This window comes from Mesorhizobium silamurunense, assembly GCF_014843905.1.
Classification (GTDB): Bacteria; Pseudomonadota; Alphaproteobacteria; order Rhizobiales; family Rhizobiaceae; genus Mesorhizobium; species Mesorhizobium silamurunense.
Genome location: NZ_LPVS01000043.1, coordinates 76,533 through 96,513 on the forward strand (window position 1 = coordinate 76,533; position 19,981 = coordinate 96,513).

The 19,981-nt window shown below is 65.0% G+C and carries 15 protein-coding genes; 7 read left to right on the top strand and 8 right to left on the bottom strand.

Features of this window, described 5'->3' with window-relative positions; translation table 11 throughout:
• Positions 1-88: 88 nt before the first annotated feature.
• The 3 genes from zwf to edd all read left to right on the top strand — a co-directional run bounded on the left by zwf (position 89) and on the right by edd (position 4,144).
• Positions 89-1,558, top strand: coding sequence for a glucose-6-phosphate dehydrogenase (gene zwf / locus AU465_RS12295; protein ID WP_192247274.1), 1,470 nt, complete (start codon positions 89-91; stop codon positions 1,556-1,558).
• Positions 1,540-2,256, top strand: coding sequence for a 6-phosphogluconolactonase (gene pgl, locus AU465_RS12300; protein ID WP_192247276.1), 717 nt, complete (start codon positions 1,540-1,542; stop codon positions 2,254-2,256). The genes zwf and pgl overlap by 19 nt, the downstream gene beginning before the upstream one ends.
• Before the next feature lie 64 nt (positions 2,257-2,320).
• Positions 2,321-4,144, top strand: coding sequence for a phosphogluconate dehydratase (gene edd / locus AU465_RS12305; protein WP_192247278.1), 1,824 nt, complete (start codon positions 2,321-2,323; stop codon positions 4,142-4,144).
• Between the two features lie 76 nt (positions 4,145-4,220).
• Here edd and AU465_RS12310 read toward each other — a convergent pair whose 3' ends face one another.
• The 4 genes from AU465_RS12310 to AU465_RS12325 form a co-directional block, all read right to left on the bottom strand.
• Positions 4,221-5,876, bottom strand: coding sequence for a vWA domain-containing protein (locus AU465_RS12310; RefSeq protein WP_192247280.1), 1,656 nt, complete (start codon positions 5,874-5,876; stop codon positions 4,221-4,223).
• Between the two features lie 116 nt (positions 5,877-5,992).
• Positions 5,993-6,955 carry a GlxA family transcriptional regulator gene (locus tag AU465_RS12315; RefSeq protein WP_095814808.1) on the bottom strand — a complete coding sequence of 321 codons (963 nt, stop codon included), beginning with the start codon at positions 6,953-6,955 and terminating at the stop codon, positions 5,993-5,995.
• Between the two features lie 52 nt (positions 6,956-7,007).
• A complete protein-coding gene (gene folD / locus AU465_RS12320; protein ID WP_192247282.1) occupies positions 7,008-7,907 on the bottom strand; it encodes a bifunctional methylenetetrahydrofolate dehydrogenase/methenyltetrahydrofolate cyclohydrolase FolD in 900 nt (299 codons plus the stop codon).
• A gap of 233 nt (positions 7,908-8,140) precedes the next feature.
• Positions 8,141-10,459, bottom strand: coding sequence for a GumC family protein (locus AU465_RS12325; RefSeq protein ID WP_192247284.1), 2,319 nt, complete (start codon positions 10,457-10,459; stop codon positions 8,141-8,143).
• A 200-nt stretch (positions 10,460-10,659) separates the two neighbouring features.
• Between AU465_RS12325 and AU465_RS12330 the strand changes: the two genes are divergently transcribed.
• A complete protein-coding gene (locus AU465_RS12330) occupies positions 10,660-11,955 on the top strand; it encodes a lipopolysaccharide biosynthesis protein (RefSeq protein WP_192247286.1) in 1,296 nt (431 codons plus the stop codon).
• A 33-nt stretch (positions 11,956-11,988) separates the two neighbouring features.
• Here the strand turns inward: AU465_RS12330 and AU465_RS12335 are convergent, their stop codons facing one another.
• Genes AU465_RS12335 through AU465_RS12345 form a run of 3 tightly spaced genes read right to left on the bottom strand, consistent with a single transcriptional unit; the run spans position 11,989 to position 14,872 of the window.
• Entirely contained in the window at positions 11,989-12,912 is a 924-nt protein-coding gene (locus AU465_RS12335; RefSeq protein ID WP_192247288.1) for a DUF6492 family protein, read from the bottom strand.
• The gene (locus tag AU465_RS12340; RefSeq protein ID WP_192247290.1) at positions 12,909-13,703 is read right to left on the bottom strand and encodes a WecB/TagA/CpsF family glycosyltransferase; all 795 of its coding nucleotides are present in this window, start codon (positions 13,701-13,703) and stop codon (positions 12,909-12,911) included. The genes AU465_RS12335 and AU465_RS12340 overlap by 4 nt, the downstream gene beginning before the upstream one ends.
• A complete protein-coding gene (locus AU465_RS12345) occupies positions 13,700-14,872 on the bottom strand; it encodes a glycosyltransferase (RefSeq protein WP_192247292.1) in 1,173 nt (390 codons plus the stop codon). Before AU465_RS12345 ends, AU465_RS12340 begins: the two co-directional genes overlap by 4 nt.
• A gap of 168 nt (positions 14,873-15,040) precedes the next feature.
• Between AU465_RS12345 and AU465_RS12350 the strand changes: the two genes are divergently transcribed.
• The 3 genes from AU465_RS12350 to proC all read left to right on the top strand — a co-directional run bounded on the left by AU465_RS12350 (position 15,041) and on the right by proC (position 18,239).
• Positions 15,041-16,054: a glycosyltransferase family 2 protein gene (locus AU465_RS12350; RefSeq protein ID WP_192247294.1), complete on the top strand. Its 1,014-nt coding sequence runs from the start codon at positions 15,041-15,043 to the stop codon at positions 16,052-16,054.
• Positions 16,023-17,342 carry an O-antigen ligase family protein gene (locus tag AU465_RS12355; RefSeq protein ID WP_192247296.1) on the top strand — a complete coding sequence of 440 codons (1,320 nt, stop codon included), beginning with the start codon at positions 16,023-16,025 and terminating at the stop codon, positions 17,340-17,342. Before AU465_RS12350 ends, AU465_RS12355 begins: the two co-directional genes overlap by 32 nt.
• An 81-nt stretch (positions 17,343-17,423) precedes the next feature.
• Positions 17,424-18,239 (top strand): pyrroline-5-carboxylate reductase, encoded by an 816-nt coding sequence (gene proC, locus AU465_RS12360; RefSeq protein ID WP_192247298.1) that lies wholly within the window; start codon positions 17,424-17,426, stop codon positions 18,237-18,239.
• Here proC and AU465_RS12365 read toward each other — a convergent pair.
• A complete protein-coding gene (locus AU465_RS12365) occupies positions 18,214-19,554 on the bottom strand; it encodes an NAD(P)H-dependent oxidoreductase (protein ID WP_192247300.1) in 1,341 nt (446 codons plus the stop codon). The two genes, proC and AU465_RS12365, sit on opposite strands and share 26 nt — an antisense overlap.
• Between the last annotated feature and the right edge of the window lie 427 nt (positions 19,555-19,981).

Genomic DNA, 19,981 nt, shown 5'->3' on the forward strand with positions numbered 1-19,981 from the left:
CTGGATGTGACACCATGGCACTGGAAAATTTAAATCGATTAGAATATACCAGCTGCGCTACCGCGACCGGCATCAAATCGGACTGACCATGACCAGCCAGATCATTCCCGTCGATCCCTTCGACTTCATCATCTTCGGCGGCACCGGCGACCTGTCGGAACGCAAGCTTCTGCCCTCGCTCTACCATCGCCAGCGCGGCCAGCAATTCTCCGAGCCGACGCGCATCATCGGCACGTCGCGCGCGAAAATGACCGACGCCGAGTTTCAGACCTTCGCTAAGAAGGCGATATCCGAGCACGTGAAGCAGGCCGACGTCGATGCCAAGGAGCTCGAGACCTTCCTGGCGCGGCTTTCCTACGTCTCGGCCGACGCGACCACCGGCGCCGGCTTCGACAAGCTCAAGAAGGCGATCGGCGACAGCGACCGCATCCGCGCCTTCTATCTGGCGGTGGCGCCGGCCCTGTTCGGCGACATCTCGCACCAGCTCAAAGAGCACAGGCTGATCACGCCGAACTCGCGCATCGTGCTGGAGAAGCCGATCGGGCGGGATCTCACCTCGGCGCGGGCGCTCAACGACGCGGTTGGCGATGATTTCCACGAAAGCCAGATCTTCCGCATCGATCACTATCTCGGCAAGGAAACGGTGCAGAACCTGATGGCGCTGCGCTTTGCCAATGCGCTCTACGAGCCGTTGTGGAATTCCGCGCATATCGATCATGTGCAAATCACGGTGGCCGAAACCGTGGGTCTCGAGGACCGCGTCACCTATTACGACAAGGCCGGCGCGCTGCGCGACATGGTGCAGAACCACATCCTGCAGCTGCTTTGCCTGGTTGCCATGGAAACGCCATCGTCGATGGACGCAGACGCGGTACGCGACGAGAAGCTGAAGGTGCTGAGGGCATTGAAGCGCATCAACGGCAACGAGGCGCCCAAGCACACCGTGCGCGGTCAGTATCGCGCCGGCGCCTCGGCAGGCGGAGCCGTCAAAGGCTATGTCGAGGAACTCGGCAAGGACAGCAACACCGAGACCTTCGTCGCAGTAAAGGCCGAGATCGGCAACTGGCGTTGGGCCGGCGTTCCCTTCTATCTCAGGACCGGCAAGCGGCTGGCGACCCGCGTTTCGGAGATCGTCATCGAGTTCAAGCCGATCCCCTATTCGATCTTCGGCGACAGCGCCGGTCCGATCTTCGCCAATCAGCTGGTCATCCGCCTGCAGCCGGACGAAGGCGTCAAGCAGTACATCATGATCAAGGATCCGGGGCCGGGCGGCATGCGGCTGCGCCAGATTTCGCTCGATATGAGCTTCGCGCAGTCCTTCCAGGGCCGGGCGCCGGACGCCTATGAGCGGCTGATCATGGATGTGGTGCGCGGCAATCAGACGCTGTTCATGCGACGTGACGAAGTCGAGGCGGCCTGGAAATGGATCGACCCGATCCAGAACGCCTGGGAAAGCGCCAGGCAGGAAGCGCAGGGCTATACGGCCGGCACCTGGGGCCCCTCGGCCTCCATCGCGCTCATCGAACGTGACGGACGGACATGGCACGAGAGCAATTGAGCGGCGCCGCCTACGCCTGGAACGGCTTTGCCGACCGCCAGCAGCTGGCGGCAGCACTTGCCGGCCAAGTCGCCGCGCGGTTGACCAAAGCGATCGACAAGCGCGGCACGGGTCTGCTCGCGGTCTCCGGCGGGACGACGCCGGCAAAATTCTTCGCCGCGCTGTCCGCCATACCGATCGCCTGGGACAAGGTCACGGTGACGCTGGTCGACGAGCGTTTCGTGCCGCCCACCTCGCCGCGCTCGAATGCCGGGCTGGTGGCCGCCAACCTGCTCCAGAACAAGGCAGCGGCAGCGCGCTTCGTGCCGCTCTATCATGAGGCGGCGAGCATCGAGGACGCAGCCGCTTCGGACAGCGAGGCCCTGCGGTCATTGGCCTGGCCGCTGGACGTCGTCGTGCTCGGCATGGGTGGCGACGGCCACACGGCCTCGTTCTTTCCCGATGCCGGCAACCTCGCTGAATTGCTCGACCCCTCCTCGCGACGGATCGTGCTGCCGGTGCATGCGCCGAGCGGCGGCGAGCCGCGGCTGACCCTGTCGATGGCGCGGATCGTTGCCGCCGGCTTCATCGCGCTCCACATCGAGGGAGAGGACAAGCGCATTGCCTTCGACGGCGCGATGGGAGCGGGCATGAAGAAGCCCATCCGCAACGTGCTCGAGGCAGCGCCGATACCGGTAGAGGTGTTCTGGGCACCCTGATTTCACCAAAGGAACAGCCCCGGAGGCTATGGGAGGACGTTTCCGGGGCTCGAAAGGACAAGCCATGACAGCCAGACGCGACATCGAAGCCATCACGGAACGCATCCGCCAACGCTCGAAAGCCGGCCGCGAGGCCTATCTCGGCCGCATCGCGGAGGGATCAGGCCGCGCCGCCAACCGCGCGGTGCTGTCCTGCGGCAACCTGGCCCACGGCTTTGCCGTCTGCAGCCCGTCGGAGAAGGTCGCGCTCGGCGGCGACCGCGTGCCCAACCTCGGTATCATCACCTCCTACAACGACATGTTGTCGGCGCATCAGCCCTTCGAGACCTTTCCGGCGCTGATCAAGGAAGCGGCGCGCGAGGCCGGCGGCATCGCCCAGGTCGCCGGCGGCGTGCCGGCAATGTGCGATGGCGTCACGCAAGGCCAGCCCGGCATGGAACTGTCGCTGTTCTCGCGCGACGTGATCGCCATGGCGGCCGCGATCGGCCTCTCGCACAACATGTTCGACGCCGCCGTCTTCCTCGGCGTCTGCGACAAGATCGTGCCGGGGCTGGTGATCGCAGCACTCACCTTCGGGCACCTGCCGGCGGTCTTCATCCCCGCCGGACCAATGACCACGGGCATCCCGAACGACGAGAAGGCCAAGGTCCGCCAACTCTATGCCGAGGGCAAGGTGGGACGGGCCGAACTGCTGGAGGCCGAGTCCAAATCCTACCACGGTCCGGGCACCTGCACCTTCTACGGCACCGCCAATTCCAACCAGATGCTGATGGAGATCATGGGCCTGCACACGCCCGGCGCCTCCTTCGTCAATCCGGGCACGCCGCTGCGCGACGCGCTGACGAAGGAAGCGGCGAAGCGCGCGCTGGCGATCACCGCGCTCGGCAATGCCTATACGCCGGTCGGGCGCATGATCGACGAGCGCTCGATCGTCAACGGCGTGGTCGGCCTGCACGCCACCGGCGGTTCGACCAATCACACCATCCACCTGATCGCGATGGCCGCGGCGGCTGGCATCGCTCTCACCTGGCAGGACATTTCCGACCTGTCGGAGGCCGTGCCGCTGCTCGCACGCGTCTATCCGAACGGACTTGCCGACGTGAACCATTTCCATGCCGCCGGCGGGCTCGGTTTCCTGATCCGCGAGCTGCTCGACGAAGGCATCCTGCACGAGGACGTGCAGACGGTGTGGGGCGAAGGCCTGCGGCCCTATGCCGTCGAGGCCAGGCTCGGCGCCGACGGCAGCGTCGTGCGTGAAGCGGCGCCGCTGGAGAGCGGCGACGAGAAGGTACTGGCACCGTTCAAGAAGGCTTTCCAGCCGACCGGCGGCCTAAAAGTGCTTGCCGGCAATCTCGGCCATGCGGTCATCAAAACCTCGGCCGTCAAGCCCGAGCGGCGGGTCATCGAGGCGCCGGCTAAGGTGTTTGACAGCCAGCAGGGACTGAACGATGCCTTCAAGGCCGGCACGCTCACCGGCGACTTCGTCGCCGTCATCCGCTTCCAGGGGCCGAAGGCCAACGGCATGCCGGAACTGCACAAGCTGACCACCGTGCTCGGCATCCTGCAGGACCGCGGCCAGCGCGTCGCGCTGGTGACGGACGGGCGCATGTCCGGCGCCTCCGGCAAGGTGCCGGCGGCGATCCATGTGACGCCGGAAGCGGTCGAGGACGGGCCGATCGCCAGGATCCACGACGGCGACATCATCCGCCTTGACGCCGATGCCGGCACGCTGGAAGTGCTGGTGCCGGGGACGGAATTCGCGCTGCGCCGCACGGCCGATGCCGATCTCATCGGCAACGAGTTCGGCTTCGGCCGCGAGCTGTTCGCCGGGTTCCGCCAACTGGTCGGCCGCGCCGACCACGGCGCCGCCGCCTTCGCAAACGCCTGACGTCTTCCCCCAACGTGCCTCACGAAAAAGGGCGGCTCGGAGCCGCCCTTTTTCGTCTATTCGCGGACCGCGATGCCTACTGAACGGTGACCTCGGTCCGCTCGCCGGCCTTGATCGTCACCGGTGTTTCCTTGTCCTGGCCCTGGTCGGAGGCGTGACGCACGACGACATAGTCGCCGGCCGGAATCGTCTGCTGCCAGCTGTCGCCATAGCTTAAGCCCAGCGACTTGCGCTTGCCTTCTATGTCCTTCTTCGACGAGAACACCTCGATCGAATAGGCGCCGGGCGCCGACATCGCCAGCACGCCGGCGTCGAGCGCCACCTTCACGTCCTGATTGTCGCCGGCCTTGATGCTGAAGGGCTGCTCGACAACGGAGAGATCGAGCGTGGTGAGCGCGACGTAGTCGTCCGGCGGCAGCCAGAACTTGCTGTCAGGCCCGTAGGAATGCTCCACGCTCTCGCGCGAGCCGTCGATCTTCTTCTTTGCCTTGACGATCTCGAAGCCGATGCCGGAACTGTCGGCCTTGTCGCCGCCGGCGGTGTAATAGGCATTGAGCATGGCATGGCCGACGCCGACGACGATGTCCTTCTCCACGGTCTGCCCGGCGGCAAGCTGGACGGTCTCGGTCACCGTGCCGGCACCGATCTGGACCGTCACTTTCTGCTCGCCCGCGGGCACGGTGGCTTTGGCATCACCATAGTGGGTTGTGCTGCCGCCCGGATAGGCGAAGTCGACACGCGCCTCGCCGCTGATCTCCGAGCCCTGGCTGGCATGCGGATGGATGACCAGAGTGCCGCCGTTCAGCGTGAACAGCGGGTCGTAGGTCTTGCCAGCCTCTATCTTGATCTTCTGCTCGCTCCTTGCCTCGTCGTCACGGCCGACAACGATATAGTCGCCCGGATCGAGATTGGTCTTGAGCTCGCCATACTCTGTCATGACCTGATCGCCGCGTGTGCCGTCGGCCGCGGCTTTATAAATCTCCCAGGCATTGCCATCGGTGATCGGATCGCCGCCTTCGGCCATGACCACGCTCGGCGTGAAATTGAATTCAGACTTGGCGGGTGAGGGCGCCGGCGCGGGGGCAGGAGCGGGTTCAGGCGCGGGAGCCGGCACTGCCACGGTCTCGACCAGCGCTTGCTGCAGCGCCTTCTCGTCGGAGGCCTGGATGTATTTGCCGCCGGTGTTTTCGGCGAGGCAGGCGATCTGCTTGCCTTCGTCGGCGGTCAGACCGAAGCCGACGACGTCGGCGGTGAAGTCGACGCCGGTTTCCTTCAGCTCCTTGCCGAGCGCGCACGGATCGCCGCCGCAGGTCTCCAGCCCATCGGTGATGAGGACGACGGTCGCCTTGTCCTCGGTGTATTTCAGCGCCTCGGCAGCCTGCTTGACGGCCGCCGTCAGCGGCGTCTTGCCGAGGAATTTCATGCTGTCGGCGGCGGCCGAAATCGCGCTCGCCGAACCGGCCTGCGGCGGCACGATCAGCTCGATGTCCTCGCAGCTGCCCTTCTGGCGATGGCCATAGGCCATGAAGCCGATCTCGTCGTCGGCCGGCACCGACTGCAGCACGGTGCGCAGCGATTCGCGCGCGATCTCGAGCTTCGGCTTGCCGTCGATCTGGGCCCACATGGAGCCCGATGCATCGAGAATGATGATGACCTTGTTGGCGGCAAAGCCAAACGTGGTCGTCGACAAAAGGAGGATCGCCGCAGCGACGCTCCGTGCCAGTCCCGCCATGAAAATCTCCTGAGTGAGCCCCCTGTCCGCGTCGGGAAAACTATTTGAGGCGGCGTCGCGGCACAAGCCTGCAGGCGCCGCTTCCTGCTCAGGCTCGCTCGCGGAGGCTTGGAGTTTTAGTATGTGGTGCGACGCTCTTCCGACGGCGGGCGGCCGAATTGCAGCCGATAGCTTTGCGCGAAATAGGAGTGCGAGGTGAAGCCGGTGGCGATCGCCACGTCGAGGATCGGCATGTTGGTCTGGCGCAGCAATTCGCGCGCCCGCTCAAGCCTGAGCCGCATGTAATAACGGCCCGGCGTCACATTGAGATGGCGCAGGAACAGCCGCTCGACCTGGCGCACCGACAGGCCCGCCGACTTGGCAAGCTGCACCGCCGACAGAGGCTCGTCGAGATGATCCGCCATCAGCTCGACGATGCGCCTGAGCTTCTCGGATTTGCCGGTGAGGTCGCGCTCGGGGCCGACGCGCTGGCGGTCGCCGGCCGAGCGGATGCGCTCGTGTTGGAACTGGTTGGCCACGCCATTGGCGAGGTTGGAGCCGAAATCGCCGCGCACGATCTCCAGCATCAGGTCGATCGAGGTGGTGCCGCCGGCGCAGGTGTAGCGCTTGCGGTCGATCTCGAAGACGTTGCCAGTGCAATTGATATCGGGAAAGCGCTCCATGAAGCCGGCGCGATTTTCCCAATGGATGGTGCAGCGATAGCCGTCGAGCTGCCCGGCCTCTGCCAGCAGGTAGGAGCCGACCGACAGCGCGCCGAGCGCATTGCCGCGCCGGCCCCAGCTGCGCAGCGCCGCCAGCACCTTGCTCTTGCCGGGGAATTCGGTGGTCAGCCCGACCGACACGAACAGAATATCGACCGGCGGCATGTCGGCGACGGAATAGTCGATCTTCAGCGGCAGGCCGTTGGAGGCCATGACCGCGTCGCCATCCGCCGATATCGTCGTCCAGCCGTAGAAATCACGGCCCAGCAGACGGTTGGCCGAGCGGAAGCAATCGATCGCCGCGGCCAGCGAGAACATCGAGAATTTGTCGACCAGCAGGAAACCGAACTGCCGCCCGCCCTGAACGGGATCGCCCATGACCGGCCGTTCAACAGGAGCGGTAAGATTCGGCAAGGATGCTGCTTTCTGATCAGAAGGACGGCCGCTTCAATCCGGCCGCGAGGTAGGCGGAAGCTACAGTGTTGGCCATCAGCATGGCAATGGTCATCGGTCCGACGCCGCCGGGGACCGGCGTGATGGCGCCGGCAGCCTTCGCCGCCTCGGCATAGGCCACGTCGCCGACCAGCCGCGACTTGCCTTCGCCTTTCTCGGGCGCGGGGATGCGGTTGATGCCGACATCGATGACGGTGGCGCCGGGCTTCACCCAGTCGCCCTTGACCATTTCCGGGCGACCGACGGCGGCGACCAGGATGTCGGCGGTGCGGGCCAGTGCCGGCAGGTCTTTCGTGCGGCTATGGGCGACGGTGACGGTACAGTTGGCGGCGAGCAGCAGATTGGCCATCGGCTTGCCGACGATGTTGGAGCGGCCGACGACGACGGCATTGAGACCGGAAAGGTCCTTGCCGCGCACGCGCTCGATCAGCAGCATCGAGCCTGCCGGCGTGCAGGGCACGAAGGCCGTCTCGAGCTCGCCGGTGCCGAGCTTGCCGACATTGATGAAATGGAAGCCGTCGACATCCTTCTCCGGCGCGATCGTCTGGATGACCTTGCCGGCATCGATATGGCCCGGAAGCGGCAGCTGCACGAGGATGCCGTGGATCGACGGATCAGCGTTGAGATCGCCGATGATCTTCAGCAGCTGCTCTTCAGTCGTCTCGGCCGGCAGCGTGTGCTGGAGCGAATGGAAGCCGCATTCCTTGGCCGTGCGCGATTTCGAGGCGACATAGACCTGGCTCGCCGGATCCTCGCCGACGATCACCACCGCAAGGCCAGGCCTTGTCGCTCCCCTGGCCGACAGCTCGGCGGTCAGCGCCTTGACCTTTTGAACCACGTCTTCGGCGACACTCTTCCCGTCGATCACTTCGGCCATCATTCACCTTCAACACTGTTCCGCGGCCGCGCTCGCGCGCCGCCCTGATCCTCAATCCAGCATCGCGATCCGCCAGGCGCCGAGCGCGGGCGGTCGAATGCAGCGCGGCATTTTCACGAAAATTCGACAGGGCAATCCCGTCAAAACGTCGTCGGATGCCGTAAACCGAAACCGGCTGCTTTTATCGGAGGCTGCTTCTATCGAAGGCCAGCTTTTATCGAAGAGGGGGCGTTTTAGAAATAGCGGCGGCGCGTGCGGCTCTCGGTCAGGTCGCGCACCGCCTCGCGGAATTCGCGCAGGCTGGCCCGGAGCTCGTCGACCTGGCCCTGCTGGTCGGCAGAGGGCTCGCGCATCTCGGCGACCGGCGGTTGCAAATGGGAAGAAGCGCTCGACGAGGAATACGCATCGTCGGATGATCCGGCAGGCCGCGGGCTGTCCGGCCGATAGGAATAGCCTTGCGCGGGCGATGCCTCGAAGCTGCGATCCAATATCGGCGCGCTCCCGGCACGTGCGGACTGCTCTGAATCGGCGCCGATTGGCTTGTCCGACCTGCGCAGCATGAAATCGTGCAGCGACGAAGCCAGTGATCCGAAGAATCCCGGCCGGCCCGCATGATTGGTGGGGACAGGCGATGGTGTGAACGGTGCAACCGGCGGGGACGCGGGTGGCGTAGGGCTCGGCGGCGGCGCTTGATATGCCCTGTCCTCGAAGGCCGGCGCACGCTTTTCGGGGCTGCGGCGGGGGCGGGTATCCGCCGTCTCGCGCAGGCTGGCATAGACGCCGCGCAGCGCGCCGAGGCCGATGCCGGCGAAAAAGCCGGCAAGCAGGCCGGCCAGCGCCGTTATCGCGCGTGACGGCCCCTTGGCTTCGAGCGGCGGGTAGGCTTCTGAAATCAAGCTGATGTTGGCGGTGTTGATGTCCTTCTGCTCGCCGGTTTCCTTGGCGCGCAGCAGGAACTGCTCGTAGACCGAACGCTTGGCGGCGGCCTCGCGCTCGAGCTCGCGCAGCGAAACCAGGTCGTTGTTGACGTCGCCGCTCTGCACCTTGGCCTGCGCCAAACGCGACGCAAGGTCCTGCTCGAGCTGGACGGAGCGCTTCAGATCGACCTGCAGCGAGGACGCGATGCGCTGCAGTTCGGCGCTGATGCGCTCGCGCGCGCCGGCAAGCTGGGCGTTGAGCGCCTGCAGCTCCGGATGCCGCGGCCCGAACTTGATCGCGGCCCGATCCGCCTCCTGTTTCAGCGCCGCATATTGCGAACGCAGCTCGCCCATCGTGTTGGAGTTGATCTCTTCCGGCAAGGTGCCGTTGAGAACCGCGTTGACGTTCAGCGCGCGCGCCGAGGCGGCACGGGCGTTGAGTTCCAGCGTGCGGGCGCGGGCGACGGAGAGCTGCTCGTTGAGCTTGAGCATCTGGTCGTCGCTGATCAAATGACCCTGCGCGTCGACAAGGTCGTGCGTGGCCCTGAAATCCTCCACCTTGCGCTCGGCCGTCTCGACGCCCTTGCGCAATTCGTCGAGTCTGGCCGTAAGTTCGTCGGTGGCGCGGCCCGCCGTGTTGGACTGGAGGTCGCTGGAGATCTGCTGGAAGGCAGTCCTCATGGTATTGGCGATCAGGGCCGACTTGTCGGGGCTTTCGGTCGTGGCGGTTATCGAAACGACGAAGGTCTTGCCGCCGCGCTCGACGTCCAGGCTCTCCGCCAGATTGCCGACTGCCAATGCGCGCCGACGCGCCTCGTCGGCGGGCCCCGACGCATCCTGCCGCGACAGGATCGAGCGGAGCATCGACATCAGGCCGAGGCCGCCCTTGCCCTGGCCGTTGAACTCGGGGTCGTTTGTGAGGTTGAGGTCCGTGACGACCTTGTTGAGCACCGTACCCGAAGTAAGAATGCGGGCCTGGTTCTCGACGATGGCGAGTGTCGCATCCGAGGCGATCACGTTCTGCGTCAGGTCGCGATCGGTGAGCTTGAGGTCGCGCGGGTCGACGATGACCTCGGTGGTGGCCTCATATTTCTTCGGCGACGACAGCGCGACGGCAATGCCGAGCGCGGCGCCCAGGATCGTCGTCGAGAGGATCAGCGCCTTGGAGCGAGTGATGCCGCGAATGACCTGCATCGGGTCGATCAGCGGCTTCCATTCCTGTATGTCGGGATCGCTGGCGTGCAGCGGCCGGCTTGCGTAGCGAGGTTCCGCATAGCGCGGCTCGAACGCAGTCTGCGAAGAATATTCGGGGGAACGGCTCTCTTCACGCTTTCCGATTTGTGGATGGGCTTCGCGCTCTACCCGGTCGTCCTGAGCCTGGATGGTTTGAGAAATTGGAGCGACCTGAGGTTGATCGGGCTCGTCTATGTTTGCTGGTTGCGCGTTCGACCGCCCTTCGCGCTCGAAGCGCGCGGCGCGATGGCGCGCGGCGGCATCCTCGCGCCAGGATGGGTTGGCCTTGTCGCCGATGGAGACCAGCGAGGCGTCGCAACTGTCCTCGCCGCGCACGGCTTGGCCGAGCGCAAGCAAAGAGCGCTCGCGCCTCCAATCGTCACGGTTTTCCCTGTCGACCATGTCTTGGAACTTACTCTCTGGCGGCTTGGGGAGCGGCGGTCGGCCAATCGTTAAGTCACGCTAAACAGGCATGGAAAATAAAAAGTTAATTTTGGGCCTCGAAACGCACAGTTTCTCGTCCCGATTGCATCGTCTGCGCAGGGGGCAGCGCAACCGCCAGAACGGCACGTTAAGCTTTCCGTCCTAGTTTTGATCGACACATGACCCAGACCAGCGACATACCGCAAAGGCGGACGCTCGCGCGGATCGGCTACTTTGTGGCCGCGCGCCGGAAGCTGGTTTTCGACTATTTTTCGGCCATCAGCGGCGCCGGCGGGCGGCTGGTGTTCTCGCTTGCCTATTTCGTGGCTTTGGCCAACACGCTTTCCATCGCCGAATTCGGCATGTTCGCTACCGCTTCCGCGGCGGGCGTGATGCTGTCGCGCGTGCTTGCCTTCGGCTTCATCTCGGCGCTCTACCGCACCGCGACGATCCGGCCCAATCTTATCGGCACCTTCACGGCCGGCTTCCTGCTCCTCGGTGCGGCCTCGCTACCGGTCCTCGCCGCCGCGTCCTATGTCGTCTACCTGATCTTCTTCGCCAGCACGGTGCCGCTGTCGGTCTTTGCCGCGGTCGTCTTCGCCGAAGCACTTCTGTGGCGGCCGGTCGAGGTGGTGCTGATCGTCAACAACGGCCTTGGCAAGTTCGGCCGCGCCGCGGTGCTCGCAATCCTGGCGACGGCGCTCAGGGCGATCGGCGCGGTGCTGTTCATGCTCGCCGCGCAACGCACCATCGGCGTCTGGTCGTGGTTTTATATCGGCGCCAACGCCGTTTCGCTGATCGTCGCCTTCACCTTCTTCTACCCGCGCCAGCGGCTCAGGCTGCGCACCGAGCTTTATTTCCGGCGGCTCGCCGATTCCGCCTATGTGGCGGGGTCGGAGGTGCTGTTCTATTTGCAGATGGAGTTCGACAAGCTGTTGGTGCTGTCGATCGGCGGACCGCATCTCGCCGGTATCTATGCCATCATCATGCGGCTGGTCGATCTCACGGCAATTCCGATCCGCACCTTCTCGATGATGCTGGTGCAGCGCATGATGCGTGCGCCCGAGCTCCTGTCCCGGCTGGCGGTCAAGAGCGGCATCGAAGGCGGCGTGTTCGTGGTCTCGACGCTGGCGCTCCTGTCGCTCGGCGTCGTGCTGCACTTTTTCCCGAATGCGCTGGGCAGGAACGTTGCCGAGGCGGCGCCTCTGGTGGCGTTTGCGGTCTGCGTGCCGGGCCTGCGTAATCTCGTCGAATACCAGGCCGAGCTTCTGTTTGCGCGCGGCCAGACCGCGGTGCGGGCGATCAATCTCGGGCTGCTCGCCGGCTTGAAGGCGGTGCTGCTGACCTACGTGCTGACGACGATCCTCGACACGCCCGATCTGGTGCTGTCGCTCAACATCGTCTTCCTGCTGCTCTATCTCGCCTCGATGCTGCTGACCTATTCGGCGATGCGGCGTCCAGCGAAGGCGATCTAGATTCAGATGAGGCCAGCTGAAACCCGGCGCAGCCTAATCAAGCCCGATCAAACGGCGGATGCGGCCGACATCGGTGCCGATGAAGGACTGCATGCCGATCGCCACCTGCTCGGGCGCCATGGCGTCGACAAAGCGGCGGAATTCCTCGTCCGACAGCGCCTCGCCATTCCAGTGGACGCGGCAGAATTCCTCCGCACCATGGAAATGGCCGGCGCCCTCCAGCACGTCGTCGACGTATCGGCCATAGATCATGCATTCGGAGAATCTGCGCGCCGAGCCGATGACGCTGACCCAGTCGCGGCCGTGCATCTTTTCGATCCGCTCGCACATCGCATTGACGGTCTCGCGGCGCCAGGCGATCAGGGTCGAGATGTAATCGTGGGTCGAAAGCTTCGCCGGTTCGATGCCGAGCGCAGAGCCGGCATTGCGCGACCAGATGCGATGCTCGTCGTGGCCGGCATCGGCCAGCACGCCGTCGCGCCGGAACAGCCGCGCCTTGCCGTCGCGCCAGAAGGCGCTCGCGTCGAACGGCTTGAGGAAGGCAACGTCGGAATCGCAAAAGACGAGCACGTCCTCTCCGGCATGCGCGGCAATGGCGATGCGGCGAAGCTGCTGCACGTGCCAGCCGCGGAGCGGCTGGGTTCTGAAACTCAGCCAGACGCGGCGGTGAAACAGGCTGAGCGGATCGTCAAAGACGCGCAGCCAGCGCGGCAAAAGATCCCGTTCGTCGACGATCGTGCGGCGGCTGCCCTCAAGCTGGCGAAACAGCGCCGCGTCGCGGTGCTCGACCAGGATGTAGTGGCGCGCGACGCCGGTCACATGGCGGTCTATGGTTTCGCACAGCAGCCGGCAGCGCTCGAAATCCGGCGCGTAGCTCGCCGTCACGACCGCCGCCGAAGGCGTGCGCGGCAGTGGCTCGATCCTGGTGGCGGCATCGGGCACGAAACGGCTGTTCAACGGCGCGCCTCCGCTGGCCGCGGCCCGTGCGATAATTTCTGCTTGAGGACACGCCACAGGAAGAGCGGATTGCCGACCACGTAACGGCGCCACAGGCGGCCGGGTTCGATCCACAGGCGAAACAGCCATTCGAGCCTGAGGCGACGCATCCAGAGCGGAGCGCGCGGCACGGTGCCGCTCAGGAAATCGAGCAGCGCGCCGACTGCGATCGGCAGCGTGCAATGGCGGGCATCGATATGGCGCGCGATCCACAATTCCTGGCGCGGCACACCCATGGCGACCAGCAGAATGTCCGGCCGCAGCCTGGCGATGCGCTCGACGATCGCCGGCTCGTCGGCCGGGGAAAAATACCCGTCATGGATGACGACGAATTTGTGCTGCACGGCGAGCGCGGACAGCTTGACGGATGCCGCCTCGGCGTTGACCCGCGTCGCGCCGAGCAACGCCACGGTCAACGGCCGCGTCGATGCCTGCAGGAAAGCCGGGATGAAATCGGTGCCGTTGAGGTTGTCGGGGAAAGGCGCGCCGTAGAGCAGCTTTGCGGCGATGTCGACGCCGACACCGTCCGGCAGCACGAGAAAGTCATCGAGCGCTTCGGCAAACACCGGATCGCCGTGGGCGAGGTTGGCATTGTGGGCGTTGAGGAAGCTCACCTTGGTGAAGCGCCGCTCGGCGATCAGCCGCGAGAGCAGCGCTATCGCCTCGTCCCAGCGGATGGCAAGCACGGAGATGCCGAGGATCCTCCTCAGCGTGTCGAAACCGAAGGCGGCGCGGGCGGTATGCATGTTCATGCAGCGACCTCGTGCCTGACGGCGCCGAGTTTCTCCAGCCCAAGCCCGATCGCGGCATCGAGCGCTCTCACCTGCCGGCGATGGAAGGCGCTGCCGTCGACATCCCGCACGTCGGCTGCCGCCGCCTCGAGCGCCGAGGCGAAGGCGACGGGATCGTCGGTAACGACACAGTTTTGCGGCCGATAGCCGATGCCGCGCAAGGAGCGGCCGGTGGCGACGGAAGGCAGGCCAAGCTCGAAGGTCTCGATGGTCTTCAACTGCACGCCGCTGCCGGCGGTGCTGATCAGCGGAATGACGGCGCCGCCGCGCACGAAGGCCTGGGCATCCGGAACCCTGCCGACAAACTGGACGCCGGAATGTGTCGATGCCACGCCCGACGGCATGTTGCCGGCGATCCTGATGCGGAAATCCGGCCTGAGATGCGGAACGACCTTGGTCAAGAACCAATCGAGGCCGATGCGGTTGGGCTGCCAGGTCCAGGTACCGATCAGCGCGGCATCGCAGTCGATGTGGCGCAGACCCTTCTTCGTCGGCGCTTCGGCGCGGGTCACCAGCGGCAGCACGGCCGAACGGTCGTCGGAGGCAACACCAAGTGCTGCGCGGTCCTCTTCGGCCAGCGTGAAGACGAAGCGCGCGGCGCGGCAGAGACGCTCTTCCATGACTTGGAGCAGCCTGGCCTCGCGCCGGAACAGCCAGCGTTGAAGGGCACTGCCAGTCGCCGCGGCGTTCTCCTCGGCCGAGCGATGCTCGACATTGTGCGCGACGAAGATCGAACGCCGGTCGCCGAAGAGGCCCTCAAAGGCGCCGGCAAATTGCACGGAGTTGAGGACATAGCCATCGAACGGGCCGGCGCGTTCGATCGCGGCGCGCACGTCCGCATCGGAAACGACGCGCAGCTTGACCGAGGCGAAGGTGAGACCGGTCAGCATCGCCTTGGCCACCCAGGCCAGCTTCTGCTGTGGCGAGACGCTCTCGGTGCGCACATCGATCGCGCCGAGCACGATGGTGTTCTCAGGATCGGCGACAGGCTTTCCCGGCCAGCTGAAGCCGATCACCGTGACGCGCGCGCCGGCACGCCGCAGCGCGTCGATGATCGCGGCGTTGGCAATCTCGTAGCCCGAAGCGAGAGCGCCGTCGGGCACGATCGATGTGGCGAACAGCAGATGCATTTCACCTATCCCTTGGTGCAGCCGGTAGCAAAGCGCGGTGAAGCCTTGATTAAATGGCACCGTCAAAGGCCGGACGCCCCGGTTTTGCCGAGCCTGCCCGTGAAGGTGATTAACGAAACGTTATCATCGGGCTGCTATCGAGAGCCGAACCCACTCGGCTGGAAACGGATGCTCCCTTTGCCATCGGACGCTTTGGTATCGACCGCGGGGGTATCGATCGCGGGGCGGTCTCCGGGGCTCGCCGCCGAGACCGTCGAAGCGGTCGTGACGCTGCCGACCTTCAAGCGGCCCCGGCTGCTCCTGGAAACGCTGGCATCGCTCAAGGCCCAGAAAACCGCGCGCCGCTTCGCCGTCATCGTCATGGAAAACGAGGCCGAGGCGCGCGAGGGCGCCAAGGCGGCATTGCCGCTGTTCGAGCACGGCGAGATGCCGGGCCTGGTGATCATCGCGCATGAGCGCGGCAATTGCAGCGCCTACAATGCCGGCTGGCAGACGGCGATGCTGCAGTTCGCCAACTTCAAGCATCTGCTGGTGATCGACGACGACGAGATCGCCGAGCCCGGCTGGCTGGAGCGCATGTGCAAGGCCGCCGAGACGCTTCGAGCCGACATCGTCGGCGGGCCGCAGGTGCCGGTCTTTGCCGATCCTTCCCATGCGAGATGGGCCGACCATCCCGTTTTCGCGCCGCCATATCGTGAAACCGGCCGCGTGCCGGCGCTCTATTCGTCCGGCAATCTGCTGGTCGGGCGCAACGTGCTTGCGGCCATGGGGTCGCCCTTCCTCGATCTGAGGTTCAACTTCATGGGCGGTGGCGATTCCGATTTCCTGAGCCGCGCCGCGCAGAAGGGCTTCGCGCTCGGCTGGTGCGCCGAGGCAAGGGTCGAGGAAACGGTCCCAGCGCGCCGCGTCGAGGCCGACTGGATCCGCGCCCGCAGCCTGCGCAACGGCGTCATCTCGACCCTGGTGGAAAAGAAGAAGCGCGCGGGCACGCCGTTCGCCGGCACCAAGGTTATTTTGAAAAGCCTGGCGCTGCTTGCCGCCTCGCCGCTGCGCGGCGCGATAAGGCTGGCGCGCACGGGTTCGCTGGCAACAGGTCTCTATCCCGTCTATGTCGCGCTCGGCCGGGTGCTTGCCGAATTCGGATATTCCAATGAGCAGTACCGGCAGCCTGAGAAGAACTGAGCGCGCGCCGCTCAGCGCCGCCTTCACGCGCGAGGGCGTCGCGACGGCGATCGCTGCGCTGCTTTTTGCCACCATCATCATCTCGTTCCGGCCCTTCCAGCCTGCCGGCGCCGAACTCACCGGCGACGGCGGCGATATCGTCAACCAGCTCGGCTTCGGCTCGCTCGGCGCGATCTCGATCTTCTCGCTGCTCGCCTTCGCCGATCCGCGCGTAGTGCGCTCGCTCATCAGCCCGTCCTGGGCGCTGATGCTGGGCTTCTTCTTCCTGTCGGTGATCCTTGCGACCGATCCGCCATCGGCGATGCGAGCGGCCTCCTTCACCATGATCGGCATCATCACCATGGCGACGATCCTGGTGCTGCCGCGCGATGCGGACTCCTTCGCCAGGGTCATCATCTTCACCGCCGTCGTGGTGATGGGGCTTTCTTATGTCGGCCTCATCGTCTTTCCGAACGAGGCTCTCCACACCGCCGACTCGCAGGAGCCGGAACATGCCGGCTTGTGGCGCGGGGTCTTCACCCACAAGAACATCGCGGGACCGGTGATGGCCTGCTTCAGCTTCGCCGGGCTCTATCTCTGGCGGCGCGGGCAACGCTGGTGGGGTATCGGCATCTTCTCAGCGGCGATGATCTTCGTGCTGCATACCGGCTCGAAGACGACCGTCGGACTGGTGCCGTTCTCCATCCTGATCGTGGTGCTGCCCAGCCTCATCGGCATGCGGCTCGGCACGCCGGTGCTATTCCTGTGCGCAATCATCGCGACGGCGGTCGGCACACTGGGCATCGTCTTCATTCCGCCGGTGAAGCACCTGGCGGCGGTCTATTTCCCTGATCTCACCTATACCGGCCGCACCACGCTATGGGAGTTTGCCGGCGAGATGCTGGCGAAGAAGCCCTGGACCGGCTACGGCTATGAAAGCTTCTGGGGAACGCCGCTGCTGCTCAACCAGGACCAGCCTTTCGACCGGCCCTGGGACATCCGCACCATTGTGCACGGTCATGACGGCTATCTCGACATCGCGGTGCTGATGGGCATCCCCGCGCTCTGCGTCGCGGTCTATACTTTTCTCATCGCGCCCTTGCGCGACTATATGCGCATCCCGCCGCGCAAGGAGAACATCTATCTCGGCGACTTCTTTATGATGGTGGTGCTGTTTGCGGCGCTGAACGGATTTCTCGAAAGCTTCTTCTTCCGCCGCGCCGACCCCGTCTGGCTGCTCTTCGTGCTCAGCTTGCTTGGCCTGCGGCAAGTGTCGCTGCGACCTCTCCCGGTTCGCCGTCCCAAATGAACTGGCCGATCGATCTCCGTGCGACTGGACTTTTCCGTAGCCGCGCAAGCGGCTAAGACAGCCGTCTTTACGGAGGTTTCGATGACCATCAGGCTCGTTCTCGCCGGTTGCGGCAATATGGGTTACGCCATGCTTTCCGGCTGGCTGAAGTCCGGCAAGCTCGAGCCATCGGCGGTGTTCGTGGTCGAGCCCAATGCCGAACTGCGCAAGCGCGCCGAACATCTGGGTTGCAGCACCGCGGCCGACGCATTCGCCATTCCGGCCGATGCGGTGCCCGATCTCGTCGTCATCGCCGTGAAGCCGCAGGTCATCCGCGATGTGACGGCAAGCTACAAGCGCTTCGGCGACGGCAGGACCACCTTCGTCAGCATCGCCGCGGGCACGCCGGTCGCGACCTTCGAGGAGATCCTGGGCGAGCTCGCGCCGATTGTCCGCTGCATGCCGAACACGCCGGCGGCGATCGGCAAGGGCATGATGGTGGTGTTTTCCAACCCACTCGTCTTGGACGACGTCAGGCGCTTCGTCGCCGAGCTGCTCTCGGCGAGCGGCGTCGTGACGACGATCGAGGACGAGAGCCTGATGGACGCGGTAACCGCCGTCTCCGGTTCCGGCCCTGCCTATATCTTCCATTTCATCGAGGCGCTGACCGTTGCCGCCGAGAAGGCAGGCCTGCCGGCCGAGACTGCCAAGCTGCTCGCCATGCAGACCGTCTATGGCGCCGCCTCGCTTGCCGCCGAAAGCGACGAGGAGCCGGGCGTCCTGCGCCAGCAGGTCACCAGCCCCAAGGGCACGACCGCGGCCGCACTTGCCGTGCTGATGGGCGAAGACGGGCTGACGAAACTTTTGACCGACGCGGTGGAAGCGGCGCGGCTCAGGTCGATAGAGCTGGGGAAGTAGCGCTCACGCCGTACAACATCTCGTCCTGCAACCGACGCAGAGCATAAAGCCTGGTCGTCTCGTCAGGCGCGGCGTTGTCCGCGGTCAACAGCTCGCCTTTCTTGACCGGCTTCAGCACCTTGCCGCCTTCGAGCAGTCCGACCGGCACGGCGCGGCTGGCGCGCGCCTCGGCGACCGTCATGGTCCAGGAGCGGTAGCAGGTCTCGCCGATGGCGTCGAAAGTCTCGCCGGCGGCGACATCACGCTTGGCGACCGCGCAGACCTCGGCCACCGGCTTCGGCAGCGGCACCATGTCGGGCCTGCCGTAGAGCATGATGCGGGCCGCAGTCAGCGGCACCTCCAACGAGGTCAGGTGGTATGGCCTGAAGAAGCTGTAGTAAGGGCCGTGGCCAACATGGAGATCGTCCATGCGCTCGACAACGCGCGGGTGCGTCGCCTCGACGATGACGAAGACGCCGGGCGCCACGCCCTTGCCGATGGTGTAGTCGACGACGCCCTTCTTCGACAGGATGCCGCCATCCTCGCGCGGGATGAGCACCTTGGCCAATTGGTCGCGATCGGCCTTCGGGCCATGCATGCCTGGGACATCGGGCACCAGGCCGGTGGCGTTGGCGATGGCGCACATCTCCACCATGGTCTTGGAACCGTCGACGAACTCGACCAGCATGCGCGGGTTCATGTTGCGGCGCAGCGCTTCCTCGCGATAGTCGTCGGGAACGGCGTCGTGGTTGAGCGGGTTGTTCTTGCCCTTGCCGGCCGAGACTATGGTGTAGCCGAGCGCCGAGGCGAACTCGATCAGCTCCATGCAGCTCGAGGGCTCATCGCCGGCGCCGACCGAATAGACGACGCCGAGCCGATCCGCCTGCTGCTTGAGGTAACAGCCGATGGTGACGTCGGCCTCGACATTCATCATCACCAGATGCTTGCCATGCTGCATGGCCATCAGGTCGAAATCGGCGGCGACGCCGGGTTTGCCCGTGGCATCGATGACGACGTCGATCAGCGGATTGGTGACCAGCATCTCGTTCGAGGTAATGGCTATCCTGCCGCTTTCGATCGCCTGGCTGACCCTAGAGGCGGTCTCGGCTTCGGCAGCCATTGCATCGTCGCCATAAGCGATGCGGATCGCGTCGCGAGCCGTGTGCGGACGGCGCGTGGAGATGGCCGCAACCGAAATGCCCGGCATCAGCATGCCCTGGGTTACCAGATCGGTGCCCATCTCGCCGGAGCCGATGACGCCGATGCGCACGGGGCGGCCCTCGGCGGCGCGCCGGGCGAGATCGCGGGCAAGCCCGGTCAGGGCGACATTTGTCATACAAGAACGTCCATGCTTTGCTTCAGCCCGCAATACAGGGAACGATCCCCGTTTGCCAACAAAACCAGCCAGGCATGGCGATTTCCAGCGCACGCCTTGCAGAACCGGAGCAGATTTTTCGCAGCAATCGGCAACCTGCACGTGTTTGCAGCGCGACCATGTCCGGGCGAGGACGGAATCGATCGAACCGCCAAGGGTGGCATCGGTTAGCGGCGCCTGGGGCGATTCCTCTATGCGGACTTGCTATTTATTAAGGAAAATCGCGATCGCGGGCGGTTTCAACTGAATGGCGCCCCGGCCGGGCATCGTATCTGTGCCATTTTTGCTACATCCGCCGGGACTAATGGCTGGAATCCTCGCTTTTAAAGCACTCTAAATCAATAAGTGCTCACATCCCCGAAAAATCTGATAGATACTCACCGCAAGC

Excerpts from the sequence above, each read along its gene's own strand:
- edd (WP_192247278.1), top strand. The coding sequence starts at position 2,321 with ATGACAGCCAGACGCGACATCGAAGCCATCACGGAACGCATCCGCCAA.
- AU465_RS12355 (WP_192247296.1), top strand. The coding sequence starts at position 16,023 with ATGAGCAGTACCGGCAGCCTGAGAAGAACTGAGCGCGCGCCGCTCAGC.
- pgl (WP_192247276.1), top strand. The coding sequence starts at position 1,540 with ATGGCACGAGAGCAATTGAGCGGCGCCGCCTACGCCTGGAACGGCTTT.
- AU465_RS12325 (WP_192247284.1), bottom strand. The coding sequence starts at position 10,459 with ATGGTCGACAGGGAAAACCGTGACGATTGGAGGCGCGAGCGCTCTTTG.
- proC (WP_192247298.1), top strand. The coding sequence starts at position 17,424 with ATGACCATCAGGCTCGTTCTCGCCGGTTGCGGCAATATGGGTTACGCC.
- AU465_RS12330 (WP_192247286.1), top strand. The coding sequence starts at position 10,660 with ATGACCCAGACCAGCGACATACCGCAAAGGCGGACGCTCGCGCGGATC.
- zwf (WP_192247274.1), top strand. The coding sequence starts at position 89 with ATGACCAGCCAGATCATTCCCGTCGATCCCTTCGACTTCATCATCTTC.
- AU465_RS12340 (WP_192247290.1), bottom strand. The coding sequence starts at position 13,703 with ATGAACATGCATACCGCCCGCGCCGCCTTCGGTTTCGACACGCTGAGG.
- AU465_RS12310 (WP_192247280.1), bottom strand. The coding sequence starts at position 5,876 with ATGGCGGGACTGGCACGGAGCGTCGCTGCGGCGATCCTCCTTTTGTCG.
- AU465_RS12315 (WP_095814808.1), bottom strand. The coding sequence starts at position 6,955 with ATGGGCGATCCCGTTCAGGGCGGGCGGCAGTTCGGTTTCCTGCTGGTC.
- folD (WP_192247282.1), bottom strand. The coding sequence starts at position 7,907 with ATGGCCGAAGTGATCGACGGGAAGAGTGTCGCCGAAGACGTGGTTCAA.
- AU465_RS12345 (WP_192247292.1), bottom strand. The coding sequence starts at position 14,872 with ATGCATCTGCTGTTCGCCACATCGATCGTGCCCGACGGCGCTCTCGCT.
- AU465_RS12350 (WP_192247294.1), top strand. The coding sequence starts at position 15,041 with ATGCTCCCTTTGCCATCGGACGCTTTGGTATCGACCGCGGGGGTATCG.
- AU465_RS12365 (WP_192247300.1), bottom strand. The coding sequence starts at position 19,554 with ATGACAAATGTCGCCCTGACCGGGCTTGCCCGCGATCTCGCCCGGCGC.